This window comes from Enhygromyxa salina, from assembly GCF_002994635.1.
Lineage (GTDB): Bacteria > Myxococcota_A > Polyangia > Nannocystales > Nannocystaceae > Plesiocystis > Plesiocystis salina_B.
The window spans coordinates 73,681-93,225 of sequence record NZ_PVNL01000135.1; the positions used below are offsets into that span (position 1 = coordinate 73,681).

General features: G+C 67.1%; 16 protein-coding genes. 6 read left to right on the top strand and 10 right to left on the bottom strand.

Going from position 1 to position 19,545, the window contains the following annotated elements; translation table 11 throughout:
* Nucleotides 1-6 precede the first annotated feature (6 nt).
* Nucleotides 7-651, bottom strand: a complete 645-nt coding sequence (locus ENSA7_RS34545) for a TetR/AcrR family transcriptional regulator (protein ID WP_106093678.1) — start codon at nucleotides 649-651, stop codon at nucleotides 7-9.
* A gap of 89 nt (nucleotides 652-740) precedes the next feature.
* Between ENSA7_RS34545 and ENSA7_RS34550 the strand changes: the two genes are divergently transcribed.
* Nucleotides 741-2,105 carry a DHA2 family efflux MFS transporter permease subunit gene (locus ENSA7_RS34550; RefSeq protein ID WP_106093679.1) on the top strand — a complete coding sequence of 455 codons (1,365 nt, stop codon included), beginning with the start codon at nucleotides 741-743 and terminating at the stop codon, nucleotides 2,103-2,105.
* A 535-nt stretch (nucleotides 2,106-2,640) separates the two neighbouring features.
* Here ENSA7_RS34550 and ENSA7_RS34560 read toward each other — a convergent pair.
* Nucleotides 2,641-3,996 (bottom strand): serine/threonine-protein kinase, encoded by a 1,356-nt coding sequence (locus ENSA7_RS34560; RefSeq protein WP_181234400.1) that lies wholly within the window; start codon nucleotides 3,994-3,996, stop codon nucleotides 2,641-2,643.
* Between the two features lie 179 nt (nucleotides 3,997-4,175).
* Between ENSA7_RS34560 and ENSA7_RS34565 the strand changes: the two genes are divergently transcribed.
* Nucleotides 4,176-4,742 (top strand): RNA polymerase sigma factor, encoded by a 567-nt coding sequence (locus tag ENSA7_RS34565; protein ID WP_181234401.1) that lies wholly within the window; start codon nucleotides 4,176-4,178, stop codon nucleotides 4,740-4,742.
* 131 nt (nucleotides 4,743-4,873) lie between these two features.
* Here ENSA7_RS34565 and ENSA7_RS34570 read toward each other — a convergent pair whose 3' ends face one another.
* Nucleotides 4,874-5,395: a sigma-70 family RNA polymerase sigma factor gene (locus tag ENSA7_RS34570; RefSeq protein WP_146158479.1), complete on the bottom strand. Its 522-nt coding sequence runs from the start codon at nucleotides 5,393-5,395 to the stop codon at nucleotides 4,874-4,876.
* A 178-nt stretch (nucleotides 5,396-5,573) separates the two neighbouring features.
* Here ENSA7_RS34570 and ENSA7_RS34575 point away from each other — a divergent pair, with 178 nt between their 5' ends.
* Nucleotides 5,574-6,650 carry a serine/threonine-protein kinase gene (locus tag ENSA7_RS34575; RefSeq protein ID WP_181234402.1) on the top strand — a complete coding sequence of 359 codons (1,077 nt, stop codon included), beginning with the start codon at nucleotides 5,574-5,576 and terminating at the stop codon, nucleotides 6,648-6,650.
* 402 nt (nucleotides 6,651-7,052) lie between these two features.
* Here the strand turns inward: ENSA7_RS34575 and ENSA7_RS34585 are convergent, their stop codons facing one another.
* A complete protein-coding gene (locus ENSA7_RS34585) occupies nucleotides 7,053-7,388 on the bottom strand; it encodes a hypothetical protein (protein WP_146158480.1) in 336 nt (111 codons plus the stop codon).
* Between the two features lie 818 nt (nucleotides 7,389-8,206).
* Nucleotides 8,207-8,392, bottom strand: a complete 186-nt coding sequence (locus ENSA7_RS34590) for a hypothetical protein (RefSeq protein WP_146158481.1) — start codon at nucleotides 8,390-8,392, stop codon at nucleotides 8,207-8,209.
* Nucleotides 8,393-8,701: 309 nt separating this feature from the next.
* Between ENSA7_RS34590 and ENSA7_RS34595 the strand changes: the two genes are divergently transcribed.
* On the top strand, nucleotides 8,702-9,520 hold the full coding sequence (locus tag ENSA7_RS34595) for a hypothetical protein (RefSeq protein ID WP_106093686.1): 819 nt from the start codon (nucleotides 8,702-8,704) through the stop codon (nucleotides 9,518-9,520).
* A 65-nt stretch (nucleotides 9,521-9,585) separates the two neighbouring features.
* On the opposite strand, the gene ENSA7_RS34600 is transcribed toward ENSA7_RS34595, so the two are convergent.
* The 5 genes from ENSA7_RS34600 to ENSA7_RS34620 form a co-directional block, all read right to left on the bottom strand.
* The gene (locus tag ENSA7_RS34600) at nucleotides 9,586-11,955 is read right to left on the bottom strand and encodes a TonB-dependent receptor plug domain-containing protein (protein WP_106093687.1); all 2,370 of its coding nucleotides are present in this window, start codon (nucleotides 11,953-11,955) and stop codon (nucleotides 9,586-9,588) included.
* The gene (locus ENSA7_RS34605; RefSeq protein ID WP_146158482.1) at nucleotides 11,952-13,055 is read right to left on the bottom strand and encodes a hypothetical protein; all 1,104 of its coding nucleotides are present in this window, start codon (nucleotides 13,053-13,055) and stop codon (nucleotides 11,952-11,954) included. The genes ENSA7_RS34600 and ENSA7_RS34605 overlap by 4 nt, the downstream gene beginning before the upstream one ends.
* Nucleotides 13,056-13,452: 397 nt before the next feature.
* Nucleotides 13,453-14,769 (bottom strand): hypothetical protein, encoded by a 1,317-nt coding sequence (locus ENSA7_RS34610; RefSeq protein WP_106093689.1) that lies wholly within the window; start codon nucleotides 14,767-14,769, stop codon nucleotides 13,453-13,455.
* A gap of 52 nt (nucleotides 14,770-14,821) precedes the next feature.
* On the bottom strand, nucleotides 14,822-16,024 hold the full coding sequence (locus tag ENSA7_RS34615; RefSeq protein ID WP_146158483.1) for an RNA polymerase sigma factor: 1,203 nt from the start codon (nucleotides 16,022-16,024) through the stop codon (nucleotides 14,822-14,824).
* A 214-nt stretch (nucleotides 16,025-16,238) separates the two neighbouring features.
* Entirely contained in the window at nucleotides 16,239-17,318 is a 1,080-nt protein-coding gene (locus ENSA7_RS34620) for a hypothetical protein (protein WP_106093691.1), read from the bottom strand.
* A 402-nt stretch (nucleotides 17,319-17,720) separates the two neighbouring features.
* On the opposite strand from ENSA7_RS34620, the gene ENSA7_RS34625 reads away from it, so the two are divergent.
* Nucleotides 17,721-18,218 carry a glycine-rich domain-containing protein gene (locus ENSA7_RS34625; RefSeq protein WP_106093692.1) on the top strand — a complete coding sequence of 166 codons (498 nt, stop codon included), beginning with the start codon at nucleotides 17,721-17,723 and terminating at the stop codon, nucleotides 18,216-18,218.
* Nucleotides 18,219-18,221: 3 nt separating this feature from the next.
* Nucleotides 18,222-19,361 carry a hypothetical protein gene (locus ENSA7_RS34630; protein WP_106093693.1) on the top strand — a complete coding sequence of 380 codons (1,140 nt, stop codon included), beginning with the start codon at nucleotides 18,222-18,224 and terminating at the stop codon, nucleotides 19,359-19,361.
* Nucleotides 19,362-19,545 lie beyond the last annotated feature (184 nt).

The following is a 19,545-nucleotide window of genomic DNA, read 5'->3' on the forward strand; positions in this document are numbered from 1 at the left end:
CACGATCTACGAGATCGATGTGCTCGCCGTGGTCGGCTGAGCCCGGTCGGATCGGCCGAACAGGTGGTCGAGGTGGTAGCGCAGCACCCGTGTGGCCGCGCTCACGGTACGTTGGCCGATCAACACGCTCGTGCCCAATCCATGGGTGAGGGTCAGCAAGCGCGCCGCCTCGAGCCGTGCATCGAGACCACCGGCGAGCAGTCCGTCCGCCTGCGCCCGCTTCAACACGTCGACTAGCTGCCGCTCGAGCTGATTGGGTCCATCGACGAAGGGCTGCTCGGCGAGCTCGGGATCCGTCATCGCCAGCACCGCGTAGGAGGTCCAGACCAGGTGAAAGACGCGGCTGTCCTCGTCGCTGGGCAGCGCCTCGTCGACGAACGCCTCGACGAACGCGCGCGGTGACGGGGGCTGCGGTAGTCGGGCCAGACGGGCGGCCCACCTCTCGTGGCTCTGGCGCTCGAGGTCCAGCAGCGCGGCGTGCATGAGCCGGGCCTTGGTTTGGAAGTAGTACTGCACCAAGCGCAGCGAAACCCCTGCCTCGGTTGCGACCGAGCGCATCGTCACGGCGTGGATCCCCCGGCGTCCAGCCACGCGGACCAACCCTTCGAGGATCCGCGCGCGACGCTGTTCGTGATCGACGATCTTCGGCATTGGCTGTTGACCCGAAGCCTACGCGGTTGAGTTATGATACAGATGTATCATAACTAGACCACGTGCGACACGACAAAGGAGCCGGAACCATGCATCAGCGAACGCGACCAGCGGCGACCCAACCCGGCATCCCTGCGCAGACCTGGAAGATCGCCGCCGTGACCGGCGCGGGCGCGCTCATGGCGATGCTCGACTCCACGGTGGCCAACCTCGCGCTGGAGTCGGTACGCGCCGACTTTGCCGTCACGCTGTCCTTGGTGCAGTGGGTCTCCTCGGGGTACCTCATCGCACTTACCGTCTCGCTCCCCGCCACCGCTTGGCTGGCGAGCCGGTACGGCTACGGTCGGGTATGGAGGGCGGCGCTGGCCGCCTTCGTCCTCACGTCCGCCTCGTGTGGCGCGGCCCCAGACCCGCTAACACTCATCGCAGCGCGGTTTGTGCAAGGGTTGGCCGCCGGGCTGATGATTCCCGCCGGGCAGGCGGTGCTCGGCTCGGTCGCCAAGCCGAACCAACTCGGCAGGCTCATGGGCACCATCGGCTTGGTCGTCGCGCTCGGGCCCGCCGTGGGGCCCGCGGTTGGAGGAGTGATTCTCGAATTCGTCTCCTGGCGCTGGCTGTTTTGGATCAACATCCCGTTCGGCGTCGCCGCGCTGGTTGCGGCTCGCGGACTCGTGCCTGTCGGCTCGACGGACGCCGATCGGCGCCTGGACCGAGGCGGGCTCGCCATGCTCGGCCTCGGGCTGCCGCTGCTCTTGTTTGGTGCGGCCGAGGCCGCTTCGACCGGAGCTACGACCACGGCGGTCACGGCGATCGTCGTCGGGGGCGTGATGATCGTCGGCTTCGTGTTTGTCACACTCGACGCAAGTCATCCGCTCATCGACCTCCGACTCTTGCGCTGCAAGACCTTCGCGGCAGCGACCGCTACCACCGGGCTCACCGGGGCAAATATGTATGGCGGACTTCTGATCTTGCCCTTGTACCTTCAGCTGGTAGCAGAACGGAGCCTGGCCGAAACCGGGCTGATTCTCCTGGCGATGGGGCTTGGCAGCGCGCTCATTCTACCGGTGGCCGGATCGCTCAGCGATCGCCTCGGTGCAGGCCAGGTCAGCCTCGTCGGGGTCGGGTTGCTGGTCATCACCACCACCCCCTTGCTCGCCCCGCAGCCGCCCTCTCGCGGCTTGCTCACGCTGCTGCTGGTCGCGCGGGGCATGGGCCTGGCCTTGGCGCAGATGCCCGCGATGACGGCAGCCTACGCGTCAGTCAGCGCCGAGCGAATGGGCGACGCAGCGACGCTCGTCAACATCGTGCAGCGCCTCGGCGGCGCGCTTGGAGCCATCGGGCTGGCCGTGGCAGTCGCTCACGGCGGCGGCTCCTTCACGTCCGCGTTCATCCTGCTCACCGCTATCGGTGCGCTCACACTGGTTCCTGCCGCGAACATGCGACCTCGTCGCTGACACTGGCGTCCGAGAGTTGGAATGTTCTGCCCGGTTCCCAGACAGACACGAAGTCGTCCCGGGAGTAGTCTCGGGTCCATGCGCCACCGGACCGTTTTCACACTGCTCACGTTGGTTCTGATCGCCATCCCCTCAACGGCCGACGCCGAGTACCGCTACCTCTGCACGTCCGTCCCGGGGGCCTGCGAGTACACGCCAGCGAACGTGCCCAAGCTGCTCGCGGACGTCTGCTACTACCCGAGCAGCAACACCAGCAGGATCAAGGGGACAGCGCCGTGTCCGTCGGGGTCGCGGGCGTTTAGTGTGATCTATGGGGAGATCGTGGATCCTCAAATTGGGCAGGTGTCTGCCTACGTACCCGTCGACGACGCTTGTGCAGCTGGATTCTGCGCCGAATATGAACCGCACGACGACCCGTTAGAAAGCACGATTTGTTGCGAGACTGGTGGGCCGTGTTGGCCAGGCGGCGTCTGCCAGGGGACAATCTACTGGTGTCATGACGGCGTCTGCAACGAGGATGGCACTGTGACGTGCTTCAACGCGGAGCCTGCCGAGCCATAGTGGCCGCGTCCTCGAGTCGATTCCAGGCCCGTAGCTCAATCTCGCGGTCGTCTTCGTCGCGGGCAAACATGATCGTCAAATGCCACGCCAGCACAGCGTCCGGGAACAGCAACCGCCGCTCGAACTCGAGCGCGACCTGCTCGCTGGCGAGCGCGAGCATGTGGGATGACGGTTGGCTGCGCTCAGCTTGTTCGGCCGACTCCAGCCGCGACAACGCACCCGCCACGTCCCCCCCACGAGCCGCAGCGATGGCCGTGTGCGCAGACCAGCTCATCCGCGCATCGCTGACGAACTGCGCCCCGTCCCCAGGTGCACGCTGCTCGATCACCACCGCCGTCGCCAGCGAGCACACCACCGCCAGCCCCGACGCGACCAGCCCCGCTCGCAGCTGACGACGACGACGCTCGCCTGCCTTGCGGATCTCGGTGAGCGCCTCGAGCAGGCTCCCCATGTCCGGCCAGCGATTCACGGGCTCGGGCGACAGCCCCTTCTCGATCACCTTCCGCAACCGACGAGGCGCCCCCCGAAGCGGCTCGTCTGACCAGAGCATCCCCAGCTCGATCGCCGTCAGCAACTCCGCTCGAGTCTCCCCGACGAACGGGCGCCCCCCGTACACGCACTCCCACAGCGCGACACAGAACGAGAACTGATCCGACCGTGCGTCCCCGCGGCGACCGCGCAGCCGTTCGGGCGCCATGTAGTTCACGGTGCCGCGCCCGCCGGTTTCTTCCCGGCCAGCAGTGTTGTCGTCGCCCGCGTTGATCTGATCCCGCAGCGCCCGAGCCACGCCAAAGTCAGCGACGCGAACCCGCCGATCCTGGCTGACGAGCATGTTCTCGGGCTTGAAGTCTCCGTGCTCGATGCCGGCCGCGTGCGCCGCTGCGAGTCCTCGACCCGCACCGAGAAAAATCTCGATAGCCTGCTGCCAGGTCGGCAAGAACCTGGCGAACAACGCCCTACCGTCCATGCCAGCGACCAATTCCATCGTCAGGAACAGCTCGTCGCCGACCTTCCCCGTGTCGTACAGCGCGACGACGTTGGGGTGCGAGAGCTTGGCCAAGCACTGGGCCTCGTGAAGCACCGCCGCTTCCGCCTGATCGCCAGCGAGGTTCAACAACTTGAGCGCGACCTCACGCCCGAGGTTGGTGTCGCGCGCCCGGAACACCACCCCCATCCCACCGTCACCGATCTGCTCGAGCAGCTCGAAGCGACCAAACGGGACCCCGGGTGTCGATGCGTCGTCGTCGCGCGCGCTCGCAGCCGCGTCGACTGCAACCGCGAGCTCTGCCCACCGATCAGAGTGGGAACGTGCTGGATCGTCCCGCGACAATCGGAGAATCCGGGGGGGCCCATCGTACAACAGCGCGGCGGGAGGATGTGCGGTCGGCATCCGAGCGATCTGTCGGCGCAGCGATCGAACTGGTCTTTCGACCAAGCCCGAGCAGCGTGAAGATGTGCGACCTCCATCCGACCGATGTGTCGGAACCTCCTGGTGTACCCTCCGCGTCGATGGCACTCGATGAGTTGCTGCGAGCCCTACAGCGAGGCGAGCCCGGGGCAGAACAGCATCTATTCAGGCAACTCCGGGTCGAGCTGCTGCCGTTCTTCGCTAAGCGCGTGGAGGCGTCCGACGTCGACGATCTGACCCAGCAGACCCTGGAGATCGTTGCGCTCGAGTTGCAGGGCTTCGGGTCGACCGGACCCGCTTCGTTTCGGTCGTTCGTGTTCGTCATCGCCCACAACCGCCTGATGAACCATCAAAAGGCGAAGCGGCGTCGACCCGCCCGCACCCGCACGCCACTGGACGTTTGGTGGGTCCGGCACGAGTGGAGCCCCGAGGAGTGCACGACGATGCACGAACGTTCGACGCTGTTTCGCGCGGCCATGGCCGCGATCAAGACCCGCTACAGGCAGGCGCTCGAGAGCCGGCTGCGCGACGAGGACCCCCGCGTGCTCGCTGAGGCGGAGGGGATCGATGTCGGAACGGTTCGAACCCGCGTCCATCGGGCGATCGCCATGGTGAGCGCCGAGATCGAGGCCCGACGCCGGACCGAGCGTGAGGGAACTCCGACTTGATCGGGAACGCTTCACGACGGGGCGGACTAACCCGCTCATGCACACCAACACATTTCGCGACGGCGCCCACCAACCGCGCAGGCGAATGATCGCCTGGTCGCGCGAGACCGCTCGACGACCGCCACCGTGGATCAGCTGATCTCATCTTCCACTGTGCCGACGATCGCGGCGAGCAGCTGAGCCTTACCCCGGCTCATACGCGAGCGCACGGTGTTGTAGGCGATGTCGAGCTCAGCCGCGATCTGGTAATTGTCCAGACCCTCCAGCCACAACACCAGCGCATCGCGGTATGGATCTGTCACATCTTCGAGGGCGCGCTCCATTGCCTCGTGCTGCGCCGCGAGCATGAGCAGACTATCGAGGCTTGGCCCTTCGGCTGTTGCCGAGTCGCCGAGCTCCTCGTCGGACGCGGACGTCGTGATGATCCGCCGTTTTCGCCACGCCGCGCTGACCATGCCGCGAGCGACCACGAACGCGAAGTGCCGTAATGAGCATTCGCCCCTGTACCACCTCACAACCGCGATCCAGGTGTCTGCGGCGAGATCACTCGGGTCACACGTGACCGGCCCACGGCGCCGAAAGAATGCAACGAGCTGGCGATTGAGCGCCGCAAACTCGGCCGGCCCCACGCAGAGCTGCCTCGTGATCGACATCGTCAATACACCTATCACGAATGAATACTAAATGGCGACTTCAGCGAGCGAGAAACAAAGTGACTTTCCATTGGGTGAGTCATGGCCGCAAACTCGGAACGGATCATGGTGGGAGCGTGAGCCGAAATCGTGGGGTCCGATCACCGCGGACGCTCGTCGGTTTCGGGCGCTGCGGATCGTGGAGATTGTCGCTGCGCGCGTCGGCGGGGCTGTGCCGCTGGTCGCGGACAAGCTGCTCGGCGCGAAGCCCGAGCACCGGTATCTGCTGCTGGGGATGCTGGCGCGGACCCGGTGCTCGACGGTGTTCGCGGCCGTCGACCAACTGCTCGCGCGCGAGGTCGCCCTGAAGGTCCACCACGCCAGCGACGACCAGGCGATCTTGGCTGCGCTCGCCGAAGTGCGAACCATGTCTCGCTTCGACCACGCGAACATCCTGCGGGTGCTCGAGTTCGGGGACCACGACGGATGGCTGTACTCGGTGCTCGAGCTGTGCGACGCCGACATGAAGACGTGGAGCGTCGGCAAGCGGTGGCCTGACGTGCTCGACCGGATCATCGAGGCAGGCACCGGGCTCGCCGCGATCCACGAGGTTGGTCTGGTGCACGGGGACATCAAGCCCGAGAACGTCTTGGTCAGGGCGGGCGTCGCCAAGCTCGGCGACTTCGGGCTCGCGGGCTCGGCGGGTCGCTGGGGGCGGATCGCGGGGACGCCCGGCTACATCGCGCCGGAGCTCGCCGACGGCCAGCGCGGGCCGGCGGGCGACGTGTTCGCGCTCGGCTGTGCCACGTGGGCCTGTCTGTTCGGGACGCCGCCCTTTGGTGACCCGCCGTCGGGCGCGGACGTCTCCGCGGCCACGATGGTGCTCGTCGAGCGTGCCCGGGACGGCGCCATGCTCGAGCCTGGCCGGGGAGATCGGCAGGTGCCGCCCGTGCTGCTCGCGGTCCTGCGGTCGGCGCTCGCGGCTGACCCCGCGCGTCGGCCCGCGCTTGGGGTTTATCTCGAGCAGCTCGCGGCGGTCAGGCGGCGCGGGTGGTTTCAGCCGCGTTGGTGGAGCTCACAATTGGCGGAACGGTGTGGGGCGGCCGGTGGTGTACGATCGCTCGGTCGTGCCCCAGCGTCCGCTCCACGAGCTGATCACGCTCAATCTGCGTCGCTTGACCGAGCAGAGCCACACTCCGCTCACGGTGGTCGCGGATCGGGCGGGGATCGATCGCCGCGAGCTGTTCGAGGTGCTGGCCGGCCAGCGCGACGCTGACCTCGACTGGCTGTTCAAGCTCGCGGATGGGATTGGGGTTCATGCGTCCGAGCTGGTTCACGATCCCGAGGTCGATAAGTAGGGACGCGATGGGATACTCCGCAAGCGACCCGCTCATGCCTCGCGTCGTCCTCCTCGTGCTCATCTGCGGTCTGTCGATCGGCTGCTCGCCTCGGCAGAAGGCCGAGCCCGACGCGGCGGGGACGAAGCCCGACGCTGCCCACGGCCCACGATTTTCCCGAGCTCGTGCTCGAGTGCCGTGAGCCTCGGGATCCCGAGCCGATCGCGTTCTTGAACCATCTGCGTACGAAAAGACGGAGTTCCTCGACCGCTGGACCGCCGACGGAGGATACACCACATCGTCAGCGGGCTCGCGGCCAAGGCCATGCGCGTCCGAGCGTCCTACTGACTCACGACCTGGAGCGTGTACCTCGGCCACTCGTACGAGTCGCGGTAGATGCTCGACGCTGACTTGTTGTCGACCCGGATGAGATACGACGAGTTGGCTGGCACCCCGAGGGTCACCCGTGAGCCCTTGCTGTTGGGATCCCACCACGCTCCCCCGACGTTGTCGTTGGAACCGGCGAGCGCGCCCTTGCCGCCGTTGGCATATGCGTAGACTTCGAGCACGGTGTCCGTGCCAACCGAGAGTCCGGTCGTCTGGAAACGATAGGTTCCCGCAACCGCGAAGTACACGGCAACCCAGTCCTCGTCCGTCGTCGAGTGCAGATTGTGCACTTGGGGGCTGCCGGTGTAGGCCTTCCATTTCTGCCAAGTATCGTCGTTCTCATACGTGTCTGGTGGCGGCAAGTGACACGTTTCGCTGTAGGGCGAGAAGACCGACTGGCAGATGCCCCCAGAGCAGGTGCAGCCGCTCTGACAATTGGCGCTCGAGTTACAAGTACGCACAGGCGGTGTGTTGCAGACGTCGCCTTCAGGCGGAGGCCCGAAGCCGTCCGGCACGCACGTGCCCCCTACACAGTCGCAATATTCGTGACAGTCATTGTTCTGCGAACATAGCAACCCGACTGTGACGTCGTTGTTGGGCGCATCTATCGAGTCTGGCGTGGCCGGCCCAGGCTCGGCAGGGGTCCCTGCGTCGTCTCGGGCGTCGCCATGGTCGACTTCATCGGGTGATTCGCCGTCAATATCGATGTTTTCGGTGTTTTCAATGTCTCCCAGGTTCTCGAGGTCTTCGTCCTCCACCAAGTCCGCCCCCAACGAACCCTCGTCCTCGATGCACGCTGACAAGGCCACAGCTGAGGCCAATCCGACAGCCAATGCGACGAATCCAGTCCGACTTGAACGACGCGAGTGTGTAGTTTGCATTACATTGGTCCTCCGGCCACTTTGGCACCGGTACAAAGTATGCCTACCACTCGGCCCAACCGCTATCAATGCTCTTCGCATACTGACAACTCACGACTCACGAACTCGAAAATTCACACTCGCCTGTGTAAGCGTTCCAGAGGTGCATCTCCGATCGTCGCAACCATTAAGCACCCAATGCCACCCTGAGTCTCTCCGTGGTCCAAAGATCAGACGACGCCGCGAGTCTACGGCCAGCGAAAATCTCCCGCGAACGGGGCCTCGACCCAGGTCTGCAGCTCGTGCTCTTCGATGCGCCAGGGCTGCTCGGAATCGTCGCTCTGCTCGCGCGCCATGCAGTGAGCCTGAGCGCCGAGACGCACGTGGATCGCCGGCTTGATGATGCGCTGGCTCTGCGCCGAGGGCCGAACCACTTGCACCGACGAGCCGTGGACGGCGTCGGGCGGCAGACGATCGCGCCGCCGTGCTCTTGGTCCGGGCCGCAGCAGGTCCGGTGCCGGCTCGGCACGATGTCGCCCCCAAACTTGCCTGGCTCCGCGACCCTGAGCGCGACTTCGACCCCAACCTGCCCGGCGCGAGCAAACCCTGGCGTGAGCGCAGGTCCCCTGAGGTTCCCAGCAAGACCACGAAGATGTAGCCTCTCGCCGTGACGCTCGGTCCCGCCGAGGCCGATGGTCGCTTCAGGGCGCCACCCCTCGAACCACGACGCGCAGTGATAGGACATGAATGATCTACTGGCAGCGCTCAGCAAGACCCAAGAGCTGCACTTGGAGTCGGGGCAGTGGCGGCTCGGCGAGTTCGCGCTGGCGAATGAGAGCGTCGACGAACTCTGGCCGGAGGTCGAGCGCGCGCTGCGAGCAGACCCGTCGATCGTCGATCAGCTCCAGGCGGTGACCTTCTTCGACGAGGGCTCGTACGAGTCCGCGCCGTTCCTTGCCCTGTTTCCCAAGCTCGAGCAGCTGGTCCTCTACGGCACCACGCTGCTCCACGATCTCAGCGCCTTGGCGGGACATCCGAGCCTCAGGCGAGTCGCGTTCACCAACTACTGTGGGATCGATCCCCGCAATGGCGGCCTCCGCTGGCTGGACGAGCTACCGCAGCTGGAGGAGCTGGTGTTCTTCGAGGGCTACATCGAGCTCGACGGCTGGGCGCCTTCCGAGGTGATGCTCTCGCGGCTTCGCTCGCTGTGGATCAACTGGGGTGATCTCGAGAAGATTCGCCACGAGGCGCTTGGTCGGATCGAGTCGCTGACGCTCTACCTCAGCGCCGACGACATCGACGAGCTCATCGACCTCGCTAGCGACGACAACGAGCGCCCCCAAGCGGAAACAGCCGTTCGTACGCGCCTCCTCGCGCTGGGGCGGACGCCCGGGCTGAAACTGCGGACGTGCCTCGACAAGGTCGAGTCCGAGGAGCTCCGACTTCAGCTCGATGATGTAATCGGTCGGTGTCTGCCGGCGGGCGTGCAGGTCGAGCGCTACTGGAGGGGGCAGGTGATGCCGCTGATCAACAACGGCTACGGCTTCATGAAGCGCGGCTGAGAACGCGTCACCGATGACGCGACGTTGGGCGCGCGCTCGGACATGCGCCTGCCGAGGCACGATGGTCAAAAGTCGACCTGCACCCCGAGGCTCGGGTAGATCGGCAGCCCGATCAACGAGCTGCGCTCGGCCCAGTCCCGCGAGTAGATCCAGACCTCGGGGTAGATCCGGTTGTACACGTTTTGCACGTCGAGATAGGTCGTCACGCGGGTTCGGTCCTTCACCCAGGACTTGTCGACGCGTAGATCCAGCTGGTGAAACATGGGCTGATAGCTGGTCCCCCGTGGAGCGCGGAGCGGACGGTAGAACCACACGCCGTCGTCGGCGACGACCTCGCGTCCGACCACCGGCGTCTCCGGGTTGCCGGACACCAGACGAAAGCGTGCGCCCACGCGAACGTTCCGAGGCAAGTTCACCCCAAGCAGGGCGACGAAGTTGTGGCGCTGGTCGAACACGGCCGGCAACCACTCGCCGGCCTGGTCCTCAGCCCGGGCCCACATCAGGGTGTAGCCGAGCCAACCGTCGATCACATCGTTGGCCAGCGAGCGCCGCAAGAGCAGTTCGAGACCGAGGGACCGCCGCCGGCCGTAGTAGTAGGGATCGCCCCGGAAGCGCTCGAGGGTGACCGGCAGGCCTTCGCGCCAAAAGCCAGTCGCGCGGGCCTCGAGCTCCCAGGGCAGCCGGACCTGCACTCCGGCCGAGCCATGAATGACATAGGTGGCGCTCGCCGAGCGGTCGTCGACGTCAATCGAGATGTTGGGCTCGAAATAGGCGATCAAGTACTGAGGCACATCGGCCAGCCCGTCGCCGAGGAATCCGTTCTGTTCGATCAGATCCGAGTCTTCCCCGCGGGCAACGACGACCGGGGCCGAGTACATGCCCAGCGCCAGGTGAAGATCGACCCGCTCGTGCACGGGGCCGCGTAGATCCACCCGGGGATCGGGGCGAATGCGTGGGTAGCCCGTGTAGGCGAACACGTTGGCTCGCAGCGCGGGGACCAGCTGCCAGGCGCCGAAGCTCATCGGCAGCGAGATCCAGGCGCCCAGGCGGAGCTGATCGCCGCGAGTGTCTTCGTCGTCTTCGATGGTCCGGATCTCGCCTTCCAAAGACGCGAGGTTGAATTGTGTGTGGTCGCGAAGGCGCCAGCGCTCGACGACGATGTCCGAGCCGAATTCGATGTTCAGCCAGGGCACGAGATTGCGGCGGGTGAACGCCGCCCGGACCGAGTAGACGTTGGCGTGGCGGCGCAGCTCGTTGCCGCCTTGTTGCAGGTTGGAGGCGTCGAGCCGCAGCGAGGGGCTCACGTAGATGAGCCAGTCCTCGCTGGTTCGACGCAGCGCGAGGTCGAAGCGATGAAAGGACGCGCCAAACTCGAAGGTCTCGTCGCCGGTCAGGCGATCACCGGCGCCGAGAGCCCGGACGGTGAGCTGGGTGCGGGCGCCCAGGGGGTGGTCGAAGCGACCGAGATAGTCCCAGAAGGCGGGGTTGGCCGTCGGCAGGGCGCGGACCGCTTGCAGGATGTCGCCGACGTGACTGCGGCGCAGGCCGACGTGCACGGAGCCCTCGCCGACGGGCCCCTCGAGCGTGGTGCCGAGGTCGAACAGATCGAGGTGGGCCTGGCCGTGAATCCCCGCGCGGCCGCCGGGGCGGCTCTCGATCGCAATCAGGCCGCCGCCAAAGCTGCCGTAGGCCGCCGAGTAGTTGCCAGGGCTGAGCTCGATCCTGTCGACCATCGGAGCCGAGAGCACGCTGGCGATCGGGAGGATGTGAAACGAACGAGGGATCGGGTGACCGTCGAGGTAGTGCCCAGCCTCGGTCGGGTCGCCGCCGCGAAAGCCGATCATTCCGAGCCCGAGCGGACTCCGGGCCACGCCCGGTAGGTTCTGCGCGCCGAGCAGCGGGTCATCGCCGCTGCCGGCATAGCGTCGCGCTTGCTGGGCGTCGATGACATGCTCGGGCTCGACCGCGTAGCTGCGGCTGCGCTCGGTCCGAACCTCGGTGCGGTAGTCACTGCCGGCGTCACGTCGCAAGTAGAGGTCGAGCTCGTTCGCGCGGTCTCCCGCGTCGACCTCAGCCCACTGCTCGAGGCGCGCGTAGCCGCCGGCGACAACCACGACCCGGACCTTGCCGACCGGGACCTCCTCGAGCAGGAAGTTGCCCTCGGCGTCGGTCTCGGCCCGCCGTGTCCAGCTCACGGCGTCGGGGTCGAGCGGGTCGCGGGCCTCGCGACCGGGGCGGACATCGGCTGGGGCCTCGACGACCAGGACGACCGCCCCCGCGACGCCTCTGCGACTCCCGCCGGCCTCGCGCACGCGCCCGCTCACCTGGGTCGTTGCGGGGCGCTCGACCGTCGGCGGCGCGGCGAGGGTCGCTCGCGGACCGAGCCCTGCGAGCAGGCCCAGGACCATCGCCCCGCGTCGAAGCGCCGACCTCATTGGACCTCGAGCTCCACCCAGTAGACTTCCTCGGCCCCACGGCGGTCGTTGACGACGACCACCACCCGCGCGGTCCCGGCCCGAGCCTCTTCGTCGACGTGCAGAACGATCGGCGAGTCGCTGTCGGTCTTGACCGGCCCGCCCTCGTTTTCGGGTTCTTCATACTCGATCGAAGCGCTGGTCGAGACCCGCACCCAAACGCTCTCGAACCCCACCGTGAACGCGTTCAACGGGGCGCCAGTAAGCTGACCAAGCGGGACGTAGAAGACCTGCGCCAGCTGCTCGAGCGGATCGACGGTGAACAGCAGCTTCACGCTGTCCCCGGCCTCGACGTGGACCGGCCCGGCGACGCCTCCGGCGGGCACGACCAGGGGATCGCGGATCTCACCGTCGACCTCGACCTCGATGTGTTCGACGACCGGGGGCCGGTTGGCCTGCTGCCCGTAGATGGGCGCCGGGAACAGGTCGGGCGGAACCGTCGGGGGCAGCCCCTGTGAGCGGGCGTAGGCCTGCAGCCACCAGATCGGTCCGACTGCGCAGTTGAACTCGATGAAGCCGCAGTCTGGTGGGATCACCTCGCGCGCGCGCCGGGTGGCCCAACAATTCTCGGCTCGCTCCCCGTTCCACGCGACGACGGCATTGAGCCGGAATCCGGCATAGGCCAGAGCGTCCTCCGCGAGCGGCGGCACTGTGAACTCGATGGCGCTGCGACCCTCGCCGAGGCGACAGTCCGAGTCCATCGTCCAGTCGTCGAGCTCCTCGCAACGAACGTCGAAGACAGGGTCGTGGAGGCCCGGATTGTCGCGCCCGCGAGCCAGCCAGATGCTGTCGAGCTCGTCGGTGGCGAGCGGAAGCCCCTCGGGATCGACGACGACCAGCTCCGCGCGCACCCGGTCGCCGGGGAGCAACTCGGCGACCGGCGCGACGCTGGGGATGTACACCCGCTCGGGGTCGAGCGGGCCCAGCTCGACCACGCGAACGCGCGTGGCGATGATCTCAGTGGTCGTGATCTTGCTGGCCGGGCCCAACTCGAGCAGGTTACAGCCGCTCAAAACTACGCCGAGTCCCAGGGCCGCCGCGCGAGGTCTGGAGACGGCCATGACGCTCTCTTAGCACGGGGCTGCCATGCGCGTCTCGACCGATTGCGCCGGGGTGGATGGTCAATCTCACCGTTCGCGGGCTCGAGCGGCTGCCAGTAGCGAGCTGTCGATATTGCCGACGATTGTGCTTCCGCAGCCCGGGCACAGGTCGGCATCGGCGCTGAGCTTGGTGTGGCAGCTAGGCTTCGAGCACACACTGCCTGGCTCCGCGACCCCGCTTCCATTCGTCTGGCACCCTCGACGGGCGCTCGGCGCGTCCGCCCAGCGGGACCTCGACCTCGTCACTGAAGACTGGCGGAGCCGTGCTCCCGACCGGACTACCTAGCGCGATGGAGGGCCTCGCCGAGTCGCGTCGACGCACGATAGCCACTCGGTGCTCTGATCGGCACCGCGTGTGTCAGGGCGCCGTGTACCGGCGCACGCGAAAGCCCTCGGCGCCGTCGAGATCGTTTGTTGCGGTGGTGAGGACGTAGCTCTCGCCGGTGGAGGTGGCGACGGCGGCGACCGAACGGCCATCCCACAGCGCCCGATCGCTTCGCAAGAATTCCCCGGTCGGCGAGAACTGAACGCTCCGCGGGTGCTCGCCACCTCCCCCCTTTGCATAGAATATCTCCTGACCCACCGCGAGCATCGTCCCGTCCGCGAGCTCGACGACATCGAAGAAGTTCTCGGAGGTGCTCGCCTCCGGGTCAGGGCTATCTGGATCGGGGCACCACGAGCTCGCGCGGTTATAGCTGTAGCTCCAACTGCTCGGGTCTGTGGTCAGGCGCTCGAACCAACCATTGAAGCGAGCCGTGCCCGAGTCCATGATCCCGCCGACGTTGATGATCGTCTCCTCGTCGATGAACACCAGCCCGGAGCGGACCGGCGCCACGGTGCCGCTGGTGGGCGTCCCGCCAACGTAGGCCCCGTCGGCCGTCGAGTGCATGCTGACGTCGCCGCCACCGACCACCCCGATCGTGTCGTTCGTGCCCGAGAATGCGACATGCCTCCCCAACTCGGCGGTGGGTACCGCCCAGATCACCTCGCCGTCAACACCGAACAACACCAGCTCGAACTCCGGCTCATCGTAGGGATCGCGGATGCGCACCACCGCGATCCCGGCGTCCGAACCCGCGACACCGTAGCCAAACGCGTCGCCGAATTCCCGGGTCCAGCGGTGCTCGCCGTCATTCTCGAACGCCGACAGCCCGCCATGTATGCCATCGGCGTGCAGCACATAGATGCCTTCGGTGGTGGTGGTGAGCTCACCGACCTCGCCCACGACCTCGGCTGATGTTCGCCGCCACAGCAGCTGCCCCGTGGCGTCGTAGGTGATCAAATCGAGGCCCACGCCGTTGAACGCCCCGACGACGACCTCGTCGTCGACCAGCAACCCGAGCCCGCGGGGGCGGAGGGCCTCGTAGGGTTGGGGAAACTCGCTGATCGTCCAGTCGATCTCGAGCTGCTCGCCGCCGTGCCCCCAGCCTTGATCGCAGACGACCTCACAAGGCGGGGCCCAGCTCGACTGCTCGACGCCGACGGCGTCGATGTCGGTGCCGATCAGGCACTCGGGCTCGAGCTGTTCACCGCCGGATTCGTCGTCGGTGCTCGCGTCGCCATCGTCGGATTCGGACCCGACCTCGAGCTGACCGGGCTCGAGCTCGCAGCCGGCCATGAGGATGACGAAGGTCGCCAACAGCACGATGGGTTGGTAGTGGATGGTCTGTGCCATGTTCAAGCGTGACTGTCCGCGAGGCCGCGATCATGTGTCGTTTGATCACCGCTCACTCGGTCCAACACACGCCGACCAAGCGGGCCCCGGTCTGGTGATCGGGGTTTTGATCACGCCACCTCCGGGCCCGGGTCTCGGCGTCACGCGAGCGATCGAGCTGGCACAGCGCGGCGATCTCGAGCGCGACGCGGCGGCCCTCGAGGGAGCTCTCAAACCGGCGATTTTCGACGAGCGTGAGCGCCCGCGTGGGGTCGGCGGCGAGCAGCGCGGTGCGGGCTTCGGCGAGCCGCGTGAGCGGGCGGAGCGTGACGGACGGTTTGGGATCGCGTTGTTCGGGCGGGGACTCGGGCTCGGGTTCGGGTTCGGGCTCGGGCTCGGGCTCGGGCTCGGGCTCGGGCTCAGGCTCGAGCGCGGGCGTCGACGTCGCCCGAGCTGAATCGGCAGCAGCCAGCCCCGCTTCGGCGACCGTCGGGCCCAACTCGAGGCCAGCCGCGGGCGCTTCGCGCGGGTCCGCAGAGGCGACGATGATCACCGCCCCCACACACGTGGCCGCGAAGATCAGACCGGCGATCACTTTGGCCCCATGCGCCCCGAGCACCGCAGCCGAGCCCGCCCAACCGCCGTACCCGGCAGCGGCCACGATCGCTGGCAACCCGCGGCTGCGGGCCTCGGTCGGCGCACGGTGTTCGGCTGCTCGGCGAGCGGACGGCGGCGTGGGTCCACCATCGAAGTGGCGCGTGAACGCCTGGCGAGCGGCGCGAAGCCGGCCGTTCGCGGTATTGAGGTTGAGCGCGAGGGTCCCGGCGATCTCGGGCCCGGTCATGCCCTCGATCTCGCCGAGCACAAACACCGCCCGCTTGTCGGGATCGAGCGTGACCAGGAACTCGTCGAGCAGCCGAGCCGCGAGCGCGGCCTCGGCCCTGGCTTCTGGCTCGGCGTCGGTCTGGTGGGCGACCGCGTAGAGATCGATCCGGGCCGACCGGCGTCGCTCCGCGCGGGCGTGGTTGCGCAGCACGTTGCGGAGGATCCCAAACAACCACGTCGAGGCGCGGGCCGAGGCGTCGGGATCGAAGTCATCGAAGCGCCGCAGCGCGACGATGAAGCAGTCCTGGACGACGTCCTCGGTCGCCGCAGGATCCACGCCCAGCCGCAGCGCGCAGCGCCACAAGAAGTCGTAGTGCTCGGCGTAAAGATCGGCGAACCCTGGCGGGAGCGCCAGGTCGGAGCTGCCGCTGACCGATGCCGATACCTGCATGCCAAGCTGATTGTCCGCGGTGGCTGGATCGCGTGAAAACAATTTACGGTTTCTTGCCACGGCCGCCTAGAGCGCCGATCAGTTTGGAGTCGCGTCGTCAGGTGCGTCTGGGGCCGTTCCTGCCTAGGAGCGAGGCCGAAGCTGTATCCGGCATACTGCGAGCGCCGAGTCGACAACGGCAGGAGCGGCCCCAGATGTGCCTGGCGTCGTGAATTCAAACTGGTCGGTGCTCTAGCCCGCCCAGCGCCACGCCCAGACGCAGTAAACCGGCGACCGGCGCGATCCGAAAGCTCGCGTCGGGGCTCGAGACCGCCCACGCCGGACGAGCCAGGGCTGGCAGCACCGAGAGCCCAAGATAGAGCCCGAGCCGCGGGCGAGGATGCCAGACCGCGCGCAGATCCAGGCCGGCGTAGACCCACGGCCGCGGGAGCGAGGCGGGCGCGGTCGTGTTGACCGCGGTGGCCACGATCACGCCGGCCCCGACGACGCCGCAGACCGGGAACTCGACACGTTCGACCCGGGGGACCACACACCCGCCCGTGGTCCCCGACAGCGCCCACAGATCCCCGCCAACGTCGGTCTGCGGGGCGCGGAAGCTGCCGCCAAACCACCCGGACGCGCCGAGCTGCCAGCGAAACAAGCCGCGCTGAAGCCCACCCTCGAGCTCGAGGCCGCCACCGACCCGCGGGAACAAGCCTGCGAAGCCGGTTCCGGCGATCCCAAGCGTTCCGAGCGTGGGCGACGGACGCCGAGCTCGCGCGCGCCGGGGTGCGTCGAGCGTCGGCGCGTCGATGGTCAACTCCCAATCTTCGGGTGGGCGCGAAGGCTCGGGCGAAGGCGAAGGTTTGGGTGGCTCGGGGCCCGTGGCGGCAACCGACCGCGACCGTGGTCGCTGGACGACAACCCGCGTCGACACGACCAACAACTGGCGGGCCGCTGGGGCGTCCAACGGGGGCCCGAAGGTGAAGGGATCCACGGCACTGGCGATCAACAGGGCCGCGTCGCGCCCGAGCTGTTCACAGTCGAGGGCCCCCAGCTCGTGGCGCTCGGCGACCCCGTCGACGTCGATCGTCAGGCGCAGTTGGTAGCCGCTCACGCTCGGCTCGACCCGGCCGACGGCGACCAGCGCGTGTTCATAGTCGGCGAGCGGGCGCCCGAGATAGGCGACGGTCGCCTGCTCGACGGCCGGCTGCGAGGGGCAGTTGTCGACCGCCTCCCAGTCGATGCGCTGCGCATGCTCGCGCGGGCCGATGGCCAACAGCGAGACGAGCAACACCCCGATCGCCGCCGGCATTACCGTCACCTCAACGCCGCAGGGCGGCTTCAATCTTGGCGTCGCACGCGGCCACCCCGAGCGTGGTGCCAGCGACGGGTACAGCGCAAAGGCTCCTCATGTCACGGGCGGCGCGAAGCACAGGCGACGCTAGCTCAGGCCCGAGCCCGTCGCAACATGCGAAGCCGCCCCGAAGCTGGCTTGACAGGCCCAGAGGCGACCGCAAGGGTAGCTGCCGAGTTCTCGCATGGCCGACTGCATCCTGCCCTGTGGACGCCAGTGGATCGCCGAGGATGACATCGCAGCCGTCGTCGAAGTCCTGCAAAGCCCGCCCTCGGCTCTGCGCTGCGTGGGGGAGTGACCGCGGCCGTCTGGGCGGCCCGCACCTCGTCACCGCGACTTGGCGTGATAGTAAGGAAGAGTATGGGCTGGCCCCAAGACCACTCGAAGCGGACTTCGTCCACCCACCCGGTCCGCTTCGATCACGCAGCCCTCGCCCGCGCGATCTTGCGACGAAAGCCCATCTTGCGTGACAAGCTCGTCCACGCTTGCCAGGTGGATCCCAGCGACGTCGAGCTGCTGCTCACGGAGGTCATCCGCTTCGTCAACCTCGCCGCGCACAGCTCGGCCGAGCTCGGCCAGGGGCTGACCCCCAGCGCGATGATCGATGACGGCTGGCATGAGCTCATCCTGTGCACACGCGAATACGACCAGCTGTGCCGGACCGAGTTCGGCCGCTTCGTCCACCACGATCCTGGCGGCGATGAAGCCCTCAACCGCTCACGCTTCCGCGAAACACTGGGTCTGTACGCCCTGTGGTTCGGGACCCCGGATCCCCGCTGGTGGGGCCCCGGAGTTCGAAGCATCGTCACCGCCGACTGCGGCGCGTGTCAGACCCTCACCCAACCAGAACTCGAGTAGCGCATGTATTTCACCGCCACAATCGGCATCGACCCCGCCCAGCTCACCACGATTCAGCGTGTCAAGCCCAGCAAGCTATTTGGCAAGCTGTTCTACTACCTCACCGCTGGCTTGAGCGGGGATCGCAAAGAGGTCGAGACCTTCACCGCGGTGTCGATCCTCCAGCAGCTCAACATGGTGCTGCGATCGGTGAAGATCACCAACATCGTGCGCCTCGCTATCGATGGCACGGATCTCTACCTCGACAGCGCCGGCCGCCCCGACGATCTAAACGCAGCCATGAAGGCGATCGAGGTCCCCGCCCTCGTGTCGAAGGGCCCCGATCTGAGCACCTTCGAGCGCATCCAGCTGGTCCTCGAGCACCAGCTCCCGACCCTCGATCTGCTGATCACGGCCGAGATCAACCGGGTCCACGACGACGGCGAATTCCCGATCCTCGTCCAGGTCCAAGGCCTCATGCGCGAGTTTTCCAGCCGCGCTGACGAGCCCTTCGAGGCGCTGCGCGAGCGCATGCGCGGGGTGTTCGAAGACCAGGCCCGCTACGACCAGCTCCTCGACACACACGAGTCCGCCTTCTCCAATTTCGTCGACGAGCTCGCCACCGCGCTCGCGGCCCAGATTCAGGTCGACAAGGTCGAGACCACCATCGATCGTCAGCTGATCCGCCCCGCGGCCCAGGTCAAGACGCGCGACCGCATGCGCGGCAAGCTGGCGCACGAGCGCGAGGGTCTGTACTACGGCTACTATGGCTTCGACGACCACTTCTTCTACGCCTGGCTGTGGTGCGATCTGAGCTACGAGCACGACATCCAGATCCGCGACGTCTCGCTCGTCGACGAGTTGGGCTGCACGGTCCTCGACGTCGGTGAGGAGGGCTTCGCAGCCCGGAGCTGTGAGACTCTCAACTCCACCGCAGCATTCGTGGCGCCCGAGGGTTCAGAGGACATCACGCTCCACCGTCATCACGACTATGCCGAAGCGCTCGGTCTCGACGCCAGCACGCATCACGCGTCGAGCGACCACGACAGCTGGCTGTTTGATCTGTCCACCCACGACCACCACGACGTCGGGGCATCATCTTGTGGGACGTCTTGCGCGTCGTCTTGCGCGTCGTCGTGTGGCGGCTGCGGTGGCTTCGACTGACCTTGCAAACCGTGAACGAGGTGGCGTGAGACACACGGCCACGCGGCGATGCTCGAGTGCCGGCCGACGCGAAGGAGTCATGACCTTGGGGTTGGAGGCCAGCCCTAGCTTGCGATCCCATCCTGCAAGATTGCCCGACTGCATGAGTCCAACGCGCGCCCCGCCGCGCAGGCTAGATCTGGTA

Coding starts and splice junctions, on each gene's coding strand:
- ENSA7_RS34545 (WP_106093678.1), bottom strand. CDS start 651: ATGCCGAAGATCGTCGATCACGAACAGCGTCGCGCGCGGATCCTCGAA.
- ENSA7_RS34550 (WP_106093679.1), top strand. CDS start 741: ATGCATCAGCGAACGCGACCAGCGGCGACCCAACCCGGCATCCCTGCG.
- ENSA7_RS34565 (WP_181234401.1), top strand. CDS start 4,176: ATGGCACTCGATGAGTTGCTGCGAGCCCTACAGCGAGGCGAGCCCGGG.
- ENSA7_RS34570 (WP_146158479.1), bottom strand. CDS start 5,395: ATGTCGATCACGAGGCAGCTCTGCGTGGGGCCGGCCGAGTTTGCGGCG.
- ENSA7_RS34595 (WP_106093686.1), top strand. CDS start 8,702: ATGAATGATCTACTGGCAGCGCTCAGCAAGACCCAAGAGCTGCACTTG.
- ENSA7_RS34600 (WP_106093687.1), bottom strand. CDS start 11,955: ATGAGGTCGGCGCTTCGACGCGGGGCGATGGTCCTGGGCCTGCTCGCA.
- ENSA7_RS34605 (WP_146158482.1), bottom strand. CDS start 13,055: ATGGCCGTCTCCAGACCTCGCGCGGCGGCCCTGGGACTCGGCGTAGTT.
- ENSA7_RS34610 (WP_106093689.1), bottom strand. CDS start 14,769: ATGGCACAGACCATCCACTACCAACCCATCGTGCTGTTGGCGACCTTC.
- ENSA7_RS34615 (WP_146158483.1), bottom strand. CDS start 16,024: ATGCAGGTATCGGCATCGGTCAGCGGCAGCTCCGACCTGGCGCTCCCG.
- ENSA7_RS34620 (WP_106093691.1), bottom strand. CDS start 17,318: ATGCCGGCGGCGATCGGGGTGTTGCTCGTCTCGCTGTTGGCCATCGGC.
- ENSA7_RS34625 (WP_106093692.1), top strand. CDS start 17,721: ATGGGCTGGCCCCAAGACCACTCGAAGCGGACTTCGTCCACCCACCCG.
- ENSA7_RS34630 (WP_106093693.1), top strand. CDS start 18,222: ATGTATTTCACCGCCACAATCGGCATCGACCCCGCCCAGCTCACCACG.